The organism is Chitinibacter tainanensis DSM 15459 (assembly GCF_000429785.1).
GTDB lineage: Bacteria > Pseudomonadota > Gammaproteobacteria > Burkholderiales > Chitinibacteraceae > Chitinibacter > Chitinibacter tainanensis.
The window spans coordinates 160,426-177,689 of sequence record NZ_AUCN01000019.1; the positions used below are offsets into that span (position 1 = coordinate 160,426).

General features: G+C 57.6%; 19 protein-coding genes and 2 tRNA genes. 14 read left to right on the forward strand and 7 right to left on the reverse strand.

What is annotated here, in order from left to right:
* Positions 1 to 5: 5 nt before the first annotated feature.
* A complete protein-coding gene (locus tag G482_RS0108245; RefSeq protein WP_028449643.1) occupies positions 6 to 1,421 on the reverse strand; it encodes an efflux transporter outer membrane subunit in 1,416 nt (471 codons plus the stop codon).
* Between the two features lie 157 nt (positions 1,422 to 1,578).
* Here G482_RS0108245 and G482_RS0108250 point away from each other — a divergent pair, with 157 nt between their 5' ends.
* Entirely contained in the window at positions 1,579 to 2,199 is a 621-nt protein-coding gene (locus tag G482_RS0108250) for a TetR/AcrR family transcriptional regulator (RefSeq protein WP_028449644.1), read from the forward strand.
* 67 nt (positions 2,200 to 2,266) lie between these two features.
* Here G482_RS0108250 and G482_RS0108255 read toward each other — a convergent pair whose 3' ends face one another.
* Complete coding sequence (locus tag G482_RS0108255; RefSeq protein ID WP_169721060.1) at positions 2,267 to 2,512, reverse strand: hypothetical protein; 246 nt, start codon at positions 2,510 to 2,512, stop codon at positions 2,267 to 2,269.
* A gap of 251 nt (positions 2,513 to 2,763) precedes the next feature.
* Between G482_RS0108255 and G482_RS0108260 the strand changes: the two genes are divergently transcribed.
* From G482_RS0108260 to sbcB, 3 genes are all read left to right on the forward strand, one after another.
* A tRNA-Pro gene (locus tag G482_RS0108260) sits at positions 2,764 to 2,840 on the forward strand.
* A 151-nt stretch (positions 2,841 to 2,991) separates the two neighbouring features.
* Complete coding sequence (locus G482_RS0108265) at positions 2,992 to 4,032, forward strand: TIGR03790 family protein (protein ID WP_169721061.1); 1,041 nt, start codon at positions 2,992 to 2,994, stop codon at positions 4,030 to 4,032.
* Between the two features lie 149 nt (positions 4,033 to 4,181).
* The gene (gene sbcB / locus G482_RS0108270; protein WP_051258845.1) at positions 4,182 to 5,612 is read left to right on the forward strand and encodes an exodeoxyribonuclease I; all 1,431 of its coding nucleotides are present in this window, start codon (positions 4,182 to 4,184) and stop codon (positions 5,610 to 5,612) included.
* 75 nt (positions 5,613 to 5,687) lie between these two features.
* On the opposite strand, the gene G482_RS0108275 is transcribed toward sbcB, so the two are convergent.
* Positions 5,688 to 5,870, reverse strand: a complete 183-nt coding sequence (locus G482_RS0108275; protein WP_028449648.1) for a hypothetical protein — start codon at positions 5,868 to 5,870, stop codon at positions 5,688 to 5,690.
* A 172-nt stretch (positions 5,871 to 6,042) separates the two neighbouring features.
* Here G482_RS0108275 and G482_RS0108280 point away from each other — a divergent pair, with 172 nt between their 5' ends.
* Positions 6,043 to 6,426 carry a YbaN family protein gene (locus tag G482_RS0108280; protein ID WP_028449649.1) on the forward strand — a complete coding sequence of 128 codons (384 nt, stop codon included), beginning with the start codon at positions 6,043 to 6,045 and terminating at the stop codon, positions 6,424 to 6,426.
* A gap of 69 nt (positions 6,427 to 6,495) precedes the next feature.
* On the opposite strand, the gene G482_RS0108285 is transcribed toward G482_RS0108280, so the two are convergent.
* Positions 6,496 to 6,572, reverse strand: a tRNA-Met gene (locus tag G482_RS0108285).
* A 114-nt stretch (positions 6,573 to 6,686) separates the two neighbouring features.
* On the opposite strand from G482_RS0108285, the gene G482_RS0108290 reads away from it, so the two are divergent.
* The 9 genes from G482_RS0108290 to G482_RS0108335 all read left to right on the forward strand — a co-directional run bounded on the left by G482_RS0108290 (position 6,687) and on the right by G482_RS0108335 (position 15,318).
* Positions 6,687 to 7,022 (forward strand): hypothetical protein, encoded by a 336-nt coding sequence (locus G482_RS0108290; protein ID WP_028449650.1) that lies wholly within the window; start codon positions 6,687 to 6,689, stop codon positions 7,020 to 7,022.
* Positions 7,023 to 7,134: 112 nt separating this feature from the next.
* Positions 7,135 to 8,478, forward strand: coding sequence for a tRNA (N6-isopentenyl adenosine(37)-C2)-methylthiotransferase MiaB (miaB, locus tag G482_RS0108295; protein WP_028449651.1), 1,344 nt, complete (start codon positions 7,135 to 7,137; stop codon positions 8,476 to 8,478).
* A gap of 139 nt (positions 8,479 to 8,617) precedes the next feature.
* Complete coding sequence (locus G482_RS0108305; RefSeq protein ID WP_084414548.1) at positions 8,618 to 9,916, forward strand: glycoside hydrolase family 3 N-terminal domain-containing protein; 1,299 nt, start codon at positions 8,618 to 8,620, stop codon at positions 9,914 to 9,916.
* Between the two features lie 33 nt (positions 9,917 to 9,949).
* On the forward strand, positions 9,950 to 10,999 hold the full coding sequence (locus tag G482_RS0108310; RefSeq protein ID WP_084414550.1) for a PhoH family protein: 1,050 nt from the start codon (positions 9,950 to 9,952) through the stop codon (positions 10,997 to 10,999).
* Positions 10,996 to 11,355 carry a DUF5329 family protein gene (locus tag G482_RS0108315; protein WP_028449654.1) on the forward strand — a complete coding sequence of 120 codons (360 nt, stop codon included), beginning with the start codon at positions 10,996 to 10,998 and terminating at the stop codon, positions 11,353 to 11,355. Before G482_RS0108310 ends, G482_RS0108315 begins: the two co-directional genes overlap by 4 nt.
* Positions 11,352 to 11,855 carry an rRNA maturation RNase YbeY gene (gene ybeY / locus G482_RS0108320; RefSeq protein WP_028449655.1) on the forward strand — a complete coding sequence of 168 codons (504 nt, stop codon included), beginning with the start codon at positions 11,352 to 11,354 and terminating at the stop codon, positions 11,853 to 11,855. Before G482_RS0108315 ends, ybeY begins: the two co-directional genes overlap by 4 nt.
* 36 nt (positions 11,856 to 11,891) lie before the next feature.
* Entirely contained in the window at positions 11,892 to 12,746 is an 855-nt protein-coding gene (locus G482_RS0108325) for a CorC family transporter (protein ID WP_028449656.1), read from the forward strand.
* A gap of 76 nt (positions 12,747 to 12,822) precedes the next feature.
* Positions 12,823 to 14,322, forward strand: coding sequence for an apolipoprotein N-acyltransferase (lnt, locus tag G482_RS17825; protein ID WP_034619279.1), 1,500 nt, complete (start codon positions 12,823 to 12,825; stop codon positions 14,320 to 14,322).
* A 132-nt stretch (positions 14,323 to 14,454) separates the two neighbouring features.
* Positions 14,455 to 15,318, forward strand: coding sequence for a transporter substrate-binding domain-containing protein (locus G482_RS0108335; protein ID WP_028449657.1), 864 nt, complete (start codon positions 14,455 to 14,457; stop codon positions 15,316 to 15,318).
* A 152-nt stretch (positions 15,319 to 15,470) separates the two neighbouring features.
* On the opposite strand, the gene G482_RS0108340 is transcribed toward G482_RS0108335, so the two are convergent.
* Genes G482_RS0108340 through G482_RS0108350 form a run of 3 tightly spaced genes read right to left on the reverse strand, consistent with a single transcriptional unit; the run spans position 15,471 to position 16,908 of the window.
* Entirely contained in the window at positions 15,471 to 16,010 is a 540-nt protein-coding gene (locus G482_RS0108340) for an RDD family protein (RefSeq protein ID WP_051258847.1), read from the reverse strand.
* 26 nt (positions 16,011 to 16,036) lie between these two features.
* On the reverse strand, positions 16,037 to 16,348 hold the full coding sequence (locus G482_RS0108345) for a hypothetical protein (protein WP_028449659.1): 312 nt from the start codon (positions 16,346 to 16,348) through the stop codon (positions 16,037 to 16,039).
* The gene (locus G482_RS0108350) at positions 16,345 to 16,908 is read right to left on the reverse strand and encodes an RNA polymerase sigma factor (protein ID WP_028449660.1); all 564 of its coding nucleotides are present in this window, start codon (positions 16,906 to 16,908) and stop codon (positions 16,345 to 16,347) included. The genes G482_RS0108345 and G482_RS0108350 overlap by 4 nt, the downstream gene beginning before the upstream one ends.
* Positions 16,909 to 17,264 lie beyond the last annotated feature (356 nt).

Here is a 17,264-nt window from a genome sequence, read left to right on the forward strand (position 1 = left end):
CCCTATTAGGGTTGCGCTTCACCGGCGGCTAGCGGCCATTCGCCGCCCACGGCTTTATACAAGGCGACCCACTGTGCTAATTGTTCGCGCTGCAGGCTGATCAGGCGCGTTTGCGTGCCCAGCAGCAGCCGGCGCGAAACTTCCAGATCCAACAAGCTTGCCGCCCCGGCCTTCCACATGGCCTCGCCCGAATCGAGCTGACGCTGATAGCCCGCCACCGCGCGCTGGGTGGCGCTAACGCGTTTGGCCGCGCCATCAAGGCGCACCATGTTTTCTTCCACTTCGCGCACGGCCTGACGCACCAGCTGTTGATAATTAGCCAGCGCTTGGTCGTAGCGCGCTTCGGCGGCATCCTGATCGGATTTCAAACGGCCGGCATTAAAGATCGGCAATTTCAACGTCGGGCCAAACGACCAGCTGGTGCCCGAAACCGTGGTGCTGCCGCCGCTGCGCACTTCGCCCACGCTAATCGCGCCAAACAGGCTTAGCGACGGCAAACGAGCCACTTTGGCCACGCCCACGTCAGCGGCCGCACCTTTGACTTGCTCGGCAGCGATGCGAATATCCGGCCGCTGGCTAATCACTTCGGCGGGCAGGCTGGCGACCTGAAAACCGGTCGGCGCCGGCAGAGCCGCTTCGCCTTGGGCAAGCAACACCCGCACTTCGCTCTCTTCTAGCCCGGTGAGCGCCACCAAGGCTTTGATCGCGACCGCCTCGCCGTCTTGCATTTCAAATAACTGCGCTTGCCCTTCGGCCACACTGGCATCGAGCAAGGCGACATCCACCGGGCTGCTGAGCCCGACGCGGGCTTTATCTTGGGTAAGCTGCCAGCTGCGCTCACGCGATTGCAAATCTTGCTGCACGATTTGGCGCATCACCTGATAGGCGCGATAGGTGACATAGGCATTGGCCACCTCAGCCGCCATGCTGGCGCGGGCGTCATGCCATTCGGTAGTGCGGGCCGCCAGATTGGCCAGCAGCCCCTGCTCGGCTGCGCGCACGCCGCCCCACAAATCGATTTCCCAGCTGGCATCCAGCCCCACACTGCCGCTGTTATTCACGCTGGCGGGCGACATCAGCTCGTTTTTCGCCCGGGTGCCGCTGGCCGAACCACTCAGCGTAGGCCAGAGGTAGGCCTTGGCCGAATAGGCTTTAGCGCGCGCTTCACGAATCCGCGCGGCGGCGAGCTGTAACGTGGGGTTATCTTGCTGGGCGGCGGTTTGCAGCTGCAACAGCACTGGGTCTTGCCAGGCCTGCCACCATTGCGCTTGCTCGGCGAGCTTGGCCGCTACGGGCGAGCTGGCTTGCCATTCATTGGCATTCGGATCGAGCTGCGCCGCGGTCGGTGCGGGCAAATTGACGGCGCAGGCCGACAACATGCCGGCGGCCAACAGCGGAATCAGGGAATGACGGAGTCGCATCGGGCTGCGTTCCTATGGGAAAATCGGTGGTTTTGCGCCTTTGGTCAGCTTGCAACACTGCGCCAGCACGACCATTTGGGTGCATTGGTGAACCATGCTATATTGACTGAACGGTTCGGTCAATATGCAAACAGAATCAAATTTTGGAACCTTGGTAATGAATACCCCAGCCATCAGTAAATCGAGTGAAAACAAACGTCAGCAGATCATGGCCGGCGCACGCGAGGTGTTCATGGATAGCGGCTACGCAGCCGCCAGCATGGAGCGCATCGCCAAAACGGCCGGCGTTTCCAAAGGCACGCTGTACAACTATTTCGACAGCAAAGAAACGCTATTTGTCGCCCTGATTCAAAGCGAATGCTGTAAAGAGGGCACGCCACCACCGCCGGCCGAATTCAGCAATGCGCCGCCCGCACCGATCCTGACTCTGATCGGCCAGCAATGGTTGCAAGGGCTTATCGAAATGAAGCAGCGCACGTTTTTTCGGATTGTGCTGGCCGAAGTGATGCAGTTTCCCGAGCTGGGACAGGCACTGGAGGCCTCAGGCCCGGCGGTAGCGATGAGCAATCTCTCACGCTATTTGGCGCATCTGGATCAAACCGGCGTATTGCGCATCCCCGACCCACTGCTGGCGGCCGAGCAATTTTTTGCCCTTTGCGATGCCGGCATCGTGCGCCAGATGCAGCTCTCGGTGGCCGAGCCGACGCTAGAAAAAATCAATTACCGGGTCGAGCACGCAGTGCGGGTTTTTCTGGCGGGCTACACTCCCCAGGTATGAACCGAAACCACGCAAAAACAAAAGCCCGGGGCAAAATACCTCGGGCTTTTTTTGGGATGCACGCACACTACTCGCGACTGGCCAACTCGGGTCGTTCCAAGCTGTGCATGGCCAGCTTTTGATTCACGAACGTGGCGTTGATGCGCAATTTGCCTTCTTCCCATTTGGCCACCTCCCCCTCCAGCCCGAGCAAACTGCCGGCCGAGCTCTCGGTGGGCTCACCCAGAATCGCCACCACCTCGCTGCGCGTCATGCCCGAGCTTAGTTTGTGGTAATTGGCCATGGTGATTTTGCTGCAGGCACTTAATAGCATAACAAGCAGTGCCACCCCGATCATTCGCCATCCCCGCATCGTCTTCCCCTTACCCGCGCATTCAAGAATACGCCGATTGTAGGCGTTTACCCTGATGCCGCCTGTAAAGCAGATCGCACTCACTGGCCACCGCCAAGTGAATGCTGACACATTGTGCTTACAACTCAGCGATTTAGCTAATTCACCCCATTTTAACCCCGCCAAAGGCTTGACCGAGTGGCAACGCATCGGTAATATTCGGGCTCTGTCGTCGGGGCGTAGCGCAGTCTGGTAGCGCACCTGGTTTGGGACCAGGTGGTCGTGAGTTCGAATCCCACCGCCCCGACCACAGCAACTCTTCTGAGTTGAAACGAAAACAACCAAGCCAAGTGCTTGGTTTTTTTTCGTCCAAATTTCCCCTACGCACGCCTCAGCAGCATCCAGCTGCCACACACCGCATTTGCAGCTATCATCCAATTTTGCCCGCCATGAGACTGCCCGTGCGCCGCATCTTTCTGTCTTTATTCTGCACTTTGCTCGCGACCTTGAGCCACGCCGAAACCCCTGCCGCACGACCCTATACCTTGCACAGCGGCCAACTCGGTCTCGTGATTAACAGTAAAGACCCGCTTTCGGAGCAAATGGGCGATTATTACGCCGAGCAGCGCCAGCTCAAACCCGAGCAAATACTGCGCATTGAGCTGCCCACCGATCGCGCCTGGATTACCGAGGGCGAGTTAGAGCAACTACGCGGCAAAATCGAACAGTACTTTGGTCCTGACATTCAGGCGCTGGCACTCGCCTGGGCCAAACCTTACCGTGTCAATTGCTTAAGCATCACCTATGGCGTAACCCTCGGCTATCAGGAAGGGCTTTGCAGCGACATGGGCAAACCCACGCCCGAGTCACCGTATTTCAATCACAGCAGCACCCAGCCCTTTACCGATCTGCACTTGCGCCCCAGCATGCTGCTGGCCGCCAAAGACTGGCCCAGTGGCAAACAACTGATCGATACCGGCCTCGCCGCCTGGGGCAATCAACCCAAAGGCAGCGCCTATTTTGTGGCCACCAGCGACAAAGCCCGCAATTCGCGCGCCGGCCTCTTTCCACCTAGCCAAGCCATCAAAGGCCTGCCACTCAAAATTGAACAGCTGCAAGCCGACAGCCTGAAGGGCAAGCGCGACATCGTGATTTACCAAACCGGCCTCGCCAAAGTGAACGACCTCGAGACGCTGAAATTTCAGCCGGGCGCTCTGGCCGATCACCTAACCTCGTTTGGTGGCCAGCTCACCGACAGCAGCCAGATGAGCAGCCTGCGCTGGCTGGAAGCGGGCGCCACCGCCAGCTACGGCACGGTGAGCGAGCCCTACAATTACCCGCAAAAGTTTCCCCACCCGCAAGTGCTGCTGTTTCACTACATTAACGGCGCCACGGCGGTAGAGGCCTACTGGAAAAGCGTGGCCTGGCCGGCTCAGGGGGTGTTTATTGGCGACCCGCTCGCCGCCCCTTATCGCTCGCTCAGCCCACGCAAAAGCAATTAGGGTATCCCCCTGCAAGCCAGCACCGCAGGCCATGCGAGACAATACCCCCAGCTAGTATTGTCCTGCAGTGGCAACATGCAGCCCAGCCGCGGCTTGCCGCCCTAGCGCACCACAGGTATAACGGCGCTTTACCGTTTGCCGACAGCATCATGGCCCTGACTTTTCTCTGGCACGATTACGAAACCTTTGGCGTTAATCCAAAAACCGATCGCCCCGCCCAATTTGCCGCCATACGCACCGATGCCGAGCTCAATGAAATCGGCGAGGCCATGAATCTGTTTTGTCAGCCGGCCAATGATTACCTGCCCAACCCCGAAGCCTGCTTACTCACCGGCATTACGCCGCAGCAATGCTGCGAGCAAGGCATCCCTGAATACCAATTCGCCGCCGCCATCGAGCGCGCTCTGGCCAGCCCGGAAACCATCGGCGTTGGCTACAACACCATTCGCTTTGATGATGAAGTCACGCGCTTTTTATTCTGGCGCAATCTGATCGACCCCTATGCGCGCGAATGGCAAAACGGCTGCGGCCGCTGGGATTTACTGGATGTTGTGCGCACGGTCTATGCCCTGCGCCCAGATGGGATCGAATGGCCGCGCCACGACGATGGTCGCGTCAGCTTCAAGCTGGAGCACCTCACCGCCGCCAATGGGCTGCAACACGAAGCCGCTCACGACGCACTCTCGGACGTTCGCGCCACCATCGCGCTAGCCCGACTCATCCGCCAGCAACAGCCCAAGCTATTTGATTTTTGCCTCGCCCTGCGCAGCAAACAGCGAGTGTTTGACGAAATCAACCTCGCCCAGCCACGACCATTACTACATACCTCCGGCATGTACGGCGTAGAGCGCGGCAATCTGGCCATTGTGTGGCCACTGGCCACCCATCCCACCAATAAAAACGAAATCATCGTCTGGGATTTGGCGCACGATCCGCGTGAGCTATTTACCCTCGACGCAGCCGAAATCCGCCGGCGAATGTTTAGCCGGCAGGACGAACTCGGCGACACGCCGCGCCTGCCGATCAAAACTATTCACGCCAACAAATCACCCATCGTCGTCGGCAATTTAAAAGTGCTGCGCGAGAGTGAAATCAGCCGCTGGCAGCTCGATCTGGCGCAAATTCAGCAGCACGCCCAAGCCTTTACTCAGGCCGGCGCCCTGCCGTGGAGCGAAGTTTTTGCCCGCGAAGCAGGTGAGAAACAAGATGTGGACGCCAATCTGTACGGTGGTTTTGTTTCCAATACCGACCGCCGCACCCTCAGCCGCCTGCGCACACTAAAAGGCGAGCAGTTGGCCAGCGAAATCGTGCATTTTGAAGATCGCCAGCTGGAAGAGCTGCTATTTCGCTACCGCGCCCGCAATTTCCCCGCCAGCCTCAATCCAGAAGAGCTGCAACGCTGGGAGCAATGGCGCAGTGCCCGCCTGTTCGACGGCGCCGCAAACGCGCTAACCCTGGAAGCCTACAGCAGCGAGATCGATCGCCTCGCCGACAGCCTCGACGAAGCCGGCGACGAGCGCGCCGAGCAAATTCTGGCCGCACTCTACGACTACGCCGAGCAAATCGCCCCCGATTTCTGAGCAAGGCCGGCGCCGCGTCGCCATTCGCAACAATAAAAAAGCCGGCTCGCGCCGGCTTTTTGCTACTCCATCACGCTAAGGCAATCGATCCTGCGTGAGCTGCCGCGTGCTGGCATATAAATGCAGCACAAACCCATCAGCTGGCGGTTGATAACTACCAACCATCACCCGCCCTTCCTTGTGGTAGCAATACCAGCTCACCCCGAGCCACAGCACCAGCACCACCAGCAAACCCAACTCAATCCATTCACTTGGCATCACCCATCCTCCGTCCGCCACATTTAGAGTCAGCCTAGCGCAAGAAAAAACAGAAGCAAGAATGAATATTATTAATTTTTCGTGAAAAACCGCCAGCTAACCCGCATTTTTGCTCGTGATTGCCAGCCCAGCGCTCAAGCCATAAGATGAATCATCCAATAGGCTTTCATCAATGCGCCCACCTCTTCCCCGCTGGCAACACTATTTACTTTTACTCACCGGCTGGCTGGCCTTGGTACTGGCCGTGCTCGGCATCTTGCTCCCCGGCCTGCCAAGCACGCCGTTCATTCTGCTTGCCGCCAGCTGCTTTGTGCGCGCTTCGCCGCGCTGGCACGCTTGGCTGCTGGCGCACCGCTGGTTTGGGCCACCGCTGCGCGACTGGGAAACCCACCACAGTCTGCCACGGAAAATCAAATATAGTGCTTGGGGATTAATGCTAGTGAGCGCGGGCATCTCGCTCTGGCTACTGCAGGGGCGAGAATGGCTGCAGGGCATCTTGCTTGTGGGCATGGCCACTGGGGCATGGGTGATTAGCCGCATTCCGGATCGCGATTGATTGCAATCCATGACGGGCAAGCTGAAATGCAAAAAGCCCGCTAATTTGCATTAGCGGGCTTTTCTTAACTGGTGGCTATGACGGGAATCGAACCTGTGACCCCAGCATTATGAGTGCTGTGCTCTAACCGACTGAGCTACATAGCCAAGAGAAGCAGCATGATAGATGCGCCCTAGAAAGCTGTCAACCCCCTTTTGAATTTTTCTTTCAATTTGGGGCGCAGCTTGTTACCATACACCCATCTCACCGGAGCTTAGCCCATGCGCAAGTTGCTGTTTTTGTTGCTACTTACTGTTTCAATGAGCAGTTTCGCCGCCCGCGTCTTGCCCAATGGCAAATTGGCCCAATTGCAGGGTTTTCTGCCGCCGCAGGTCAAATTGGACGACAAAGTGTATGTCACCGCACCCGGGCTGCAGATCCGCAGCGTGAATAACACGCTGATTATGCCCAACCAGCTGCCGCAATCGGCCACCGTGTGGTACCAAACCGAGCCCAACACCGGCTTTGTCTGGCGCATTTGGCTGGTGAGTGAAGATGAAGCCAAGCTGCTGAAGGTTCGCGCCGAGCAGCAAAAGGCCATCGCCAACGAACAATAAGGGTATAGCTCGCCAGCCTAGGTATTAATTACCGGCTAGCGCCATACCCCCACAGCGCCCGCTGGGCGCTGTTGATTTTTTGAATGTGTCGCCCAACGAAGAAGTCTACGCAATGAGCAAAAAAGTATTTATCAAAACCTTTGGCTGCCAGATGAACGAGTATGACTCGGACAAAATGGTGGATGTGCTGCACGCCGCCGAAGGCCTAACGCGCACAGATAACGCCGAAGAAGCCGATGTGATTTTGTTTAACACCTGTAGCGTGCGGGAAAAAGCCCAAGAGAAAGTCTTTTCGGATCTGGGCCGGATTAAAGAGCTGAAAAAGCTGAACCCGAATCTGGTGATCGGCGTGGGCGGCTGTGTGGCCAGCCAAGAGGGCGACACCATCGTGAAGCGCGCGCCGTATGTGGATGTGGTATTTGGCCCGCAAACCCTGCACCGTCTGCCTGAGCTGATTGCGGAAAAACGCAAAACCGGCGAATCACAAGTGGACATCAGCTTCCCGGAAATCGAAAAATTCGACAATCTGCCGCCCGCGCGCGTCGAAGGCGGATCGGCGTTTGTGTCGATTATGGAAGGCTGCTCGAAATACTGTTCATTCTGCGTGGTGCCTTATACCCGCGGCGACGAAGTATCGCGCCCGTTTGAAGATATCCTGGTGGAAGTAGCCAATCTGGCGCAGCAAGGCGTGAAAGAAATCCACCTGCTGGGCCAGAATGTGAACGCCTACCGCGGCAAAATTCTGGAAGGTGAAGACGGCGAAACCGCCGATCTGGCCATGCTGCTGGAATACATTCATGAAATCCCGGGCGTAGAGCGCCTGCGTTTCACCACCAGCCACCCGAAAGAAATGACCCAGCGCATCATCGATTGCTATAAAAAGCTGCCGAAACTGGTGTCGCATCTGCACTTGCCCGTGCAGGCCGGCTCCGATCGCGTGCTGGTGAACATGAAACGCGGCTACACCACGCTGGAATACAAATCACTGGTGCGCAAACTGCGCGAGGCACGGCCTGATCTGTGCTTATCCAGCGACTTTATCGTTGGTTTCCCGGGCGAGAGCGAAGAAGACTTCGAGCGCACCATGAAACTGATCGAAGACGTGAAATTTGACGCGAGCTTTAGCTTTATCTACAGCCGCCGCCCGGGCACACCGGCCGCCGATCTGCCGGATGATGTGCCGGAAGAAGTGAAAGTCGCGCGTCTGAAACGCCTGCAAGCCCGCATCGAAGAATTCGCCAGCGAAATCAATCAGAATATGCTGGGCACAGTTCAGCGTGTGATCGTGGAAAAAGTCTCGAAAAAAGACAGCAACGAGCTCTCGGCGCGCACTGAAAACAACCGCATCGTCAACTTCCCGGGCAACCCGCGCCTGATTAATCAGGTGGTGGATGTACGCATCACCAAGGTGTATCCGCACACCTTGGGCGGCGAATTGGTGATTATTGAAGAATAAGTCGTAGTTGAGCTGTTTACCTGCCATTCTCAGAATATGAAGATGGCAGGTATGTTGATCAAGACATTTATACACAAGGCCTTCAAAGCAATCCCCATCAAAAACTCCATCGAAAAACTAAGCTCAAACAAAGCCCACCATGTCGACTTCTTTTCGTGGCTTGCTCTCCGCCTGCACGATCTTGGCTGCAGCTTGCCTGCTAGTGCTGTCGCGCCATTGGGATCTTGCTGGACTCGTTGCGCTGCGCGCCATCGCCCTACCAGTGAGTTTAGCGACGGGTGGCGTCTTGCTGCTGCTCGCATGGCGGCTCAAACCATTCGGCTGGCCACTGGTGATGGTACTCAGCGGTACGTCAATGGTGTTTAGCGGCCACTGGCAACTAGAGGCACACAGGCAACAACAACGCGCTTTCGAGCTCCCACCCGCCATCGCACACGAAATCGGCCAACACCTGATTGTTGGCTTTACCCAAGAGAGTGAAATCACTGAACTCATCAGCCGTGGCCTCATTGGTGGCGTGTTTATTACTCGTCGCAATATTGAAGGAAAACAGGCCAATGATATTCGGCAATTGATTGCCAACTGGCAAAGCTTGCGCCAACGCAGTGGCTTGGCTCCGCTCATCATTGCCACCGATCAGGAAGGTGGCTTGGTATCGCGGATGTCGCCTCCATTACCGTTGCAAAAGCCACTGGGTCAGTTATTGCGCGACAGCAATCATCCAGCACAAACCGCCCAAGAATACGGCCGCGAGCAAGGGCAAGGGTTGGCACAACTGGGCATTACGCTCAACTTCGCCCCCGTCGTCGACCTTGATCACGGCATTCATAATCCTGACGATAAATATTCCAAAATCAGCCGCCGAGCACTGGGACGCGATCCGGTACAAGTTGCGAATGCGGCACGCGCCTACTGCGCAGGCTTAGCCGAACATCAAGTGCAATGTACGCTCAAACATTTTCCCGGCTTAGGGCGCGTCTTTGAAGATACCCACGCAGATAGTGCAAGCATTCATACCCCGCCCGCAGAATTAAGCGCCAGCGATTTGCAACCTTTTCGCACCTTGCATAACCACCATTCGTTCATCATGCTTTCGCACGCCAAATTAGCGTCACTGGATGCATCGCGCCCAGCCTCATCATCGCCCAAAGTCATCGAACAGCTAATCCGGCAAGACTGGCAATACCAAGGCTTACTCATCACCGATGATTTGGGCATGGCAGGCGCACGTGAACAAGATGGTGGCAGCGAAGCTGGCGCCATCCTCGCACTCAATGCTGGCGTTGATTACCTACTCATCGCGTGGGATCCGATCTTGGTTTATCCCATTTTGAATGCCTTGGTTGAGGCCAAAATCGGCGGCGTATTAAATTCATCGCAACTTGACCGTAGCCGACAAAGAATGACAAGGCAGTCAATCATTCGATCCGCGCCCTAAACCCATCTTAGCGATGATTTTCTGCGATAATCCATGCATTCTGTTAAAAGAACCCATCACCCAGTGCACACCGACACCCTTGCTTTCACCCCAATCGATAACGCCCGCTTGGCCAATTTATGTGGTCCGCTCGACGAAAATCTGAAACAAATTGAAAACGCGCTCGATGTGACGATTTCGCGCCGTAACGAGCATTTCAAAGTCGCTGGCCGCACCAAGGTCGTCAATCAGGCACTTGATGCGCTGGAATATTTTTACAACGAAGCGGCGCGTAAAGAGCTGGGAGTCGACGACATTCAGCTGGGGCTGATCGAAATTATCCGTGGCCCGGAAGACGCCCAAACCGAAACTGATGTGCCCGTGTTGCGCACGCGCCGCGCCGATCTGCGTGGCCGTACGCCGGGGCAAAATGTCTACCTGAAAACCATTCAGGATAACGACATCACCTTCGGCATTGGCCCCGCCGGTACCGGCAAGACGTATCTGGCGGTGGCCAGCGCCGTTGATGCGCTGGAGCGCGATACCGTCAAGCGTTTGATCTTGGTACGCCCCGCAGTGGAAGCTGGCGAGAAGCTCGGCTTTTTGCCGGGCGATCTGACGCAAAAGGTCGATCCTTACCTGCGCCCGCTGTATGACGCGCTGTACGATTTGCTGGGCTTTGACCATGTCACGCGGCTATTCGAGAAAAACATCATCGAAATTGCGCCGCTGGCCTTTATGCGTGGCCGCACGCTCAATCACAGCTTTATCATCCTGGACGAGGCGCAAAACAGTACGCCCGAACAGATGAAAATGTTCTTAACGCGGATTGGGTTTGGCAGCAAAGCCGTCATTACCGGCGACCCAACCCAGATCGACCTGCCCAAGCACGTCAAATCGGGGCTGATCGATGCGCAGGAAGTGCTGCAAGGCGTGCGGGGGATTGGTATTCATCACTTCACCAGCGAAGACGTAGTACGCCACCCGCTGGTGCAGAAAATCGTCAATGCCTACGATAAAGCCCAGCAAGCGCGCGATGCCGCCGCGGCCGAGCGCAAAGCCCAGCAACAGGCCGAGCGCGCCGCGCAGGAATCCCGCGCATGATGCGCCGCGGAGTCTGTACGCTCGCCTTGCTGGCCAGCTTACCGGCGCAGGCCATTACCCCAGCCGCCGAGCAGGAAGTGCAAGCACTGCTGCGCTGGGTGGGGCAAACCGGCTGCACCTTTATCCGCAGCGGCAGCAGCTACGACGCCAAAGCGGCGCAAGAGCACCTGACGATGAAATTCGGCAAGGCGCGCGACAAGATCAAAACCACGGAAGACTTTATCAACGAAGTCGCCAGCAAAAGTTACCTCACCGGCCAGCCCTACACCGTGCGCTGCGCCAACCAAGCGGAACAGCCGGCCAAAAACTGGCTGTATGCCGAACTAAAACGCCAACGAAGCAAATCATCACCATGAGCAAAACCCAACTGCGCCCGAATGTGGAAATCGACATTCAAAACGAAAGCCAGCGCTCGCCCATTCCGCGCAAAAGCCTGCTGCGCCGCTGGGTGAATGCGGCACTGGCCCCAGAAATCGATCATGCGCAAATCACCTTGCGCTTTGTTGATGCCGAAGAAGGCCAAAGCCTGAATCGCGATTACCGCGGCAAAGACTACGCCACCAATGTCCTGACCTTCACCTACAGCGAAGACATGCCGCATATCCCCGATATGCCGCTGACTGGCGATCTGGTGCTGGTGGGCAGCGTAGTGGAGCGCGAAGCCATCGAGCAGGGCAAACCGCTATTGGCGCACTACTGCCATCTGATCGTGCACGGCACCTTGCACCTGCAGGGCTACGATCATCTGGAAGATGCCGAGGCCGAGACAATGGAAGCGCTGGAAACAGAAATTGTCACGTCTTTGGGTTATGATGACCCGTACCGGAGCGAAAAAGGCCGATTTTATCGCCTTTGATCTGGGCTTTTTTTACTGCAAGGAGCTGTATCCACCATGGACGATGCCTCGTCCCCGAGTCCCAAGCTAAGCTGGCTTGAGCGACTCACCCATTTCCTGTTACGGGAGCCGGAAAACCGCGGCGAACTGGTTGAAATCATGCACTCGGCGTTTGAACGCCACCTCCTCGATGCCGATGCGCTCGGCATGATCGAAGGCGTGCTCAATGTCGGCGATATGCAAGTGCGCGATGTGATGGTGCCGCGCTCGCAAATGGATGTCATCGACATCAACGACACGCCCGCCGAGTTTATCCCCCGCGTTATCGAAACCGCGCACTCGCGCTTTCCGGTGATTGATGGCAGCAAAGACAATGTGGTGGGCATTTTGCTCGCCAAAGATTTGCTGCGCTATTACGCCGAAGACGTTGAATTTAATGTCCGCGATCTCCTGCGCCCGGTGGTGTATATCCCCGAAGCCAAACGGCTGAATGTTCTACTGAAAGATTTTCGCAATAATCGCAACCATATGGCGATTGTGGTGGATGAATACGGCGGCGTGGCGGGCTTGGTGACGATTGAAGACGTCATCGAACAGATCGTTGGCGATATCGAAGACGAATACGACGACGATGACGACGAAGACCAAATCATCCCCGATCGCCGTGGCAACTGGCGCGTGAAAGGCGAAACCGAAATCGCCGATCTGAATGAGACCATCGGCAGCCACTTTAGCGATAAAGAAGTCGACACCGTGGCCGGCCTTGTGACCCTGGCCTTTGGTTGCGTGCCCAAGCGTGGCGAAGAAACCATCATCGATGGCTATCATTTCCTGGTGTTGCGCGCCGATAGCCGCCGCGTGCACTCGGTGCAGATCGATAAACATCTGGAACGTCACGAAGCCGAACATTGATCACCACCCGGTCATCATCACACGGTACACTGCGGGCTGATCGTTGATCAGCCCGTTTTTATTGCCGAAGCTCACCATGCGCTGTTTTCCTGCCCGCCCCCTCTGGGCCATTCCGTTCTTATTGCTCGCTGGCGCGCTCAGTGTCGCCGGCTTTGCCCCGTTGGGGCAGTTCTGGCTACTGCCGCTTAGCCTGGTGGCGTGGCTGCTGGGCATCCAGCATGCCGGTAGCACTCGGCAAGCGCTGGTCTATGGCCTGAGCTGGGGTCTGGGGTATTTTCTGGCGAACGCCAGCTGGGTTTATATCAGCCTACATACCCACGGGGGTATGCCAGTCTGGATGGCGGCGCTCTGTACCTTTGGCTTTGCACTGTTTCTCGCGCTGTTTCCCATGCTGGCAGCGGGGCTGGCTTGGCGCTGGCCCGCTGGCAAAGCACTCAAACTCGCCCTGATTGCCCCTACGCTGTTTGTACTAAGCGAATGGATACGCGGCTGGATTTTTACTGGTTTTCCGTGGGCCTCGCTGGGCGGCTCGCAATTGGCGACGCTGGGCGGGTTTTATCCGCTGATCGGCAGCTATGGCGTGGGCTGGCTGCTGGCGATCGCCAGCGGGCTCGTGCTGGCAGAGCTGCGTTTGGGGGCCAGCCTGGTATTTGCGCTACTCAGCACCAGCGCCCTGCTGCAACAGATTCAGTGGACGCAGCCCACCGGCGCGCCGCTGCGGGTCAGCCTCTTGCAGGGCAATATCCCGCAATCGATGAAATGGAGCCAGGCCGCGTATCTGGATAGCCTGAATATTTATCGCGATCTCACCCAGCAAAGCCAAGGCCAGTTGATTGTGTTTCCGGAAACCGCCATTCCGGCGTTTTTCGGGGCGATTCCCGATTGGTATCTGGATGATTTACGCGCGCTCGCGCACCAGCGCCAAGCCAGTATTATTTTTGGTACGGCCACCAGCAGCGCCGACGGGCAGCAGCATTTTAATGCCGCAGTCGATCTGGCCCAGCCTACGCGCACGCCCTATGCCAAATATCATCTGGTGCCGTTTGGCGAATATATTCCGGCGCGCGAGCTGTTTGGGGTGTTTTATCGCTACCTGAATATGCCACTGGTAGGGCTCTCGCCCGGCGCCCCCGTACAGCCACCATTTGCGCTGCAAGGTGGCCAGATCGCCGCCAATATCTGCTACGAGGATGCATTTGGCAACGAAATCCGCCGCAATGCCATCAATGCCACGCTGCTGGTCAACCTCACCAATATGGCCTGGTTTGATGGCTCGTGGGCGGCGGAGCAGCACGCCGAAATGGCCCGCGCCCGCGCGCTGGAAAATGGCCGCTATCTGATCCGCGCCACCAACACCGGCAAAACCGCGATTATCAATCCGCGCGGCGAGCTGGTGAGCAGTCTACCCGCGCAAACCCGCGGCGTACTCAATGGCACTGTGCGTCACCAGATCGGCACTACGCCCTATCAACGCTGGGGCGATACGCCGGTCATCGTGGGCTGGGCGCTGGCGCTACTTGCCTTGGCGCTCTACACATACCGCCAGCGGTATCAGCCTAGAAAGCAGACGATCTAGGCCCTACGGCGATATACCCCTGCAACACCAAGCTATGCCTGTTGCATGAATCTTGCACCGCCCAGCGCCAGCACGGCCAGCTAGCGCCAGTTCGGAGTAAGATCAAGGCAGAACATTCACTAGGATGGCGAGATGCTGGGGCGCTGGGTAATTTCTGCACTATTACTGCTGTATGCGGCGCTGGCCACGGCCAACCCCGTGGTGGTGCGCATGCGCCCGCCGCAAGGCAGCGCCGACACCAGCCACGCCTACTTCATTGGCCTCGCCCAACTGGCCTTGGACAAAACCGCCAGCCAAGGCCCGGCGCGGATTCAGCTGATCCGTGCAGACATGTCGCAAAACCGCGCACTACTGGAGCTCAGCCAGGGCGATGTCATTGATCTGGATTGGGCCGGTACCGACCGCGAGCGCGAGCAAATGCTGCGCCCGATTCGTATCCCGCTGCTAGGGGGCTTGCTGGGCTATCGCGCGCTGGTGATCCGCAAGGCGGATAAAGCCCGCTTTGATCAGATCAAGAGCGTTAAAGAGCTGGCCAAACTCACCGGCATTCAGGGCGCCCAGTGGCCCGACACGGCGATTTTGCGCCATGCGGGGCTCAAGCTCGAAACCCCGCCGCGCTTTGAAATGATGTACCCGATGCTACTGAATCGCCGCGCCGATTATTTCCCGCGCGGCCTCAACGAAGTGTACGCCGAAATGGCGGGGCTCAAGCGCAGTGAGCTGATGATCTACGACCAGCTCTTGCTGGTGTATAAACTGCCGATGTATTTTTTCACCGCCAAACGCAATGAAGCCCTGGCAAAGCGGATTGAGCAAGGCCTACGGCTGGCGGTGGACGATGGCAGCCTGCAGGAATACATGAAAAACCACCCAGTGACCGCGCCGGTGTTTCCGCTCAGCAAATATCGCTCCGCGCGCAAACTGCAGCTCACCAACCCGAATCTACCCGCCGAAACCCCGCTACACGACAGCAGCCTGTGGCTGAAAATCGAGTGACGCGCTGAGCATACGCAGCATCAACCTCAGCACTTGCCGCGTGGCCAGTCACGCACCAACACCATGTCATCCGTGAGCGGCATAAAAAACAAACCGCCCGTAGGCGGTTGCAGATTTAATATCAAACCCACTAGCGAAGCGCGGCTTCCGGCTTACTTTTTACTGGGTGAATTCACGATCCGGGTTTTCGCCAGCCGATCATGCAATAACTGGCCGTCGGCATCGAAACGGGCCGTAATCCACGGCACGCAAAACCAGATACTGCCCAGCCACGCCAGCCAATGGTATTGCGGGTAATAAATCGCCAGCACCCACAGCGGCAACAGCGGCGCATAAAAAGCCGTGGCCACCGCGAAGCGAATACTGGCCTGTCGCCAGCTTAACTCACCGGTGAGTGGGGCCACGCGCATCCGCCAGGTCATCATCGCCAGCGTTTGCCCGCGCGTCCAGCACCAGCCAAAGTAGGCATAACACACCGCCAGCACCCATACCCCATTGAGTATGCGCGCCCATAGCGCATCAGATAAGTGCTCTGGCGTGATACCCAGCAAAAGCTGCATCAGCCCCTGAAAGACGCCCTCGGCAATCAGCAAGACCGCCGCCAACAGCAGCAGCTCATAAATAAAGGCCACCAGTCGGCGGCCCCAGGCAGCAGCGCCTAAATGCGCTTCAAAATGCTCATCCGGTTTCAAGTGTAAACTCCGACCGCGGTGCGGCCTTAAACATCATCCAAACTATCGTACAACACTTCGTCCACCAGCTGCTGCGTCAGTTCCAGATTACTGGCCGGACGCAGCGGCGTTTGCTGCTGCCACCACACGGCCGTCAACACCAGTCCAAGCATCAGCGCTGCGCCAGCCAGCGGATGCCGCCCTACCCAGCTCAGCACCGCGCCATGCGCCGCCACGGCGGGTTGTTGTGCTTGCCGGCGCGCCTGCGCCAGCGCCGCTTGCACGCGCGTCTGGGGTTGCGCCGAGCGCAAGGCCGCACTTAAGCGCGCGCCAATTTGATCGGGGGTTTGCTGATTCATAGTGTGACTCCTTGCTCGCGCAGCCACGCGGCCAAAGTGTGGCAGGCCCGCGAGCAGTGCGTTTTCACACTCCCCGTCGAACATCCCATCACCGCCGCCGTTTCGGCTACATCCAGCTCTTCCCAATAACGCAGCAGAAAGGCTTCCCGTTGACGCGCCGGCAAGCGCGCCAAGCCTGCTTCGATGAGCGCAATGTGCTGTTTGCTATTGAGCCAGCTGGCCGCATCGGCCCGCTCATCAACGGCACCGGGCAAATACTCCAGCGGATCAGATTCGTCCGTATCTTGCGGGCCGCCGCCCAGAGCCGAAAACAGCGTCTGCCACAGATTGCGTACCCGCGTGCGCCGCTGGGCATCGCGAATGGTGTTTTGCAAAATTCGCTGAAACAGCAAAGGCCATTCAGTGGCGGGTTTGTCGGCGTAATGGCTGGCAAGTTTGAACATCGCATCCTGCACCACATCCAGCGCCGCCTGCTCATCACGCAGGGCGATCCAGGCTTGCCGCCAGGCCCGTTGCTCGACCTCGCGCAAAAAGGCATCCAGCGTCACCGCAGAAGACAATTGGTTTCCTTTTGTAAAGCGCAGCGAAATATCGCAGCAAAAACAAGGGCATTGATACTAGCAAACCCCAATAGAAACGGCCAGAAAAACTTGCCAACGCCGCCGCCATCGGGTAACTTTAGAGGCCTACACCAAGTCACACCCCGCTGCCCGATGACGTTAAGCGTTGCGAGCAGCACCGGATCGCTTGCGCCAATGCATCAAGCTCGTATCTCAAACAGGCCAAAAGCCTGTATTCTGGCGCCAAAGCTCGGTATAAATGAGGCTTTGCTGGCCGACTGCGTAAGCCGTCTGGCTGCACTGACCCGCCCCGCGGATGAATACGCACGCCTGTGCGTGAGGGGTATCGCTCCCAT

What these genes read in the sequence shown, in the direction of transcription:
- G482_RS0108245 (WP_028449643.1), bottom strand. Translation starts at nt 1,421, where the DNA reads ATGCGACTCCGTCATTCCCTGATTCCGCTGTTGGCCGCCGGCATGTTG.
- G482_RS0108250 (WP_028449644.1), top strand. Translation starts at nt 1,579, where the DNA reads ATGAATACCCCAGCCATCAGTAAATCGAGTGAAAACAAACGTCAGCAG.
- G482_RS0108255 (WP_169721060.1), bottom strand. Translation starts at nt 2,512, where the DNA reads ATGCTATTAAGTGCCTGCAGCAAAATCACCATGGCCAATTACCACAAA.
- sbcB (WP_051258845.1), top strand. Translation starts at nt 4,182, where the DNA reads ATGGCCCTGACTTTTCTCTGGCACGATTACGAAACCTTTGGCGTTAAT.
- G482_RS0108275 (WP_028449648.1), bottom strand. Translation starts at nt 5,870, where the DNA reads ATGCCAAGTGAATGGATTGAGTTGGGTTTGCTGGTGGTGCTGGTGCTG.
- G482_RS0108280 (WP_028449649.1), top strand. Translation starts at nt 6,043, where the DNA reads ATGCGCCCACCTCTTCCCCGCTGGCAACACTATTTACTTTTACTCACC.
- G482_RS0108290 (WP_028449650.1), top strand. Translation starts at nt 6,687, where the DNA reads ATGCGCAAGTTGCTGTTTTTGTTGCTACTTACTGTTTCAATGAGCAGT.
- miaB (WP_028449651.1), top strand. Translation starts at nt 7,135, where the DNA reads ATGAGCAAAAAAGTATTTATCAAAACCTTTGGCTGCCAGATGAACGAG.
- G482_RS0108305 (WP_084414548.1), top strand. Translation starts at nt 8,618, where the DNA reads ATGTCGACTTCTTTTCGTGGCTTGCTCTCCGCCTGCACGATCTTGGCT.
- G482_RS0108310 (WP_084414550.1), top strand. Translation starts at nt 9,950, where the DNA reads ATGCATTCTGTTAAAAGAACCCATCACCCAGTGCACACCGACACCCTT.
- G482_RS0108315 (WP_028449654.1), top strand. Translation starts at nt 10,996, where the DNA reads ATGATGCGCCGCGGAGTCTGTACGCTCGCCTTGCTGGCCAGCTTACCG.
- ybeY (WP_028449655.1), top strand. Translation starts at nt 11,352, where the DNA reads ATGAGCAAAACCCAACTGCGCCCGAATGTGGAAATCGACATTCAAAAC.
- G482_RS0108325 (WP_028449656.1), top strand. Translation starts at nt 11,892, where the DNA reads ATGGACGATGCCTCGTCCCCGAGTCCCAAGCTAAGCTGGCTTGAGCGA.
- lnt (WP_034619279.1), top strand. Translation starts at nt 12,823, where the DNA reads ATGCGCTGTTTTCCTGCCCGCCCCCTCTGGGCCATTCCGTTCTTATTG.
- G482_RS0108335 (WP_028449657.1), top strand. Translation starts at nt 14,455, where the DNA reads ATGCTGGGGCGCTGGGTAATTTCTGCACTATTACTGCTGTATGCGGCG.
- G482_RS0108345 (WP_028449659.1), bottom strand. Translation starts at nt 16,348, where the DNA reads ATGAATCAGCAAACCCCCGATCAAATTGGCGCGCGCTTAAGTGCGGCC.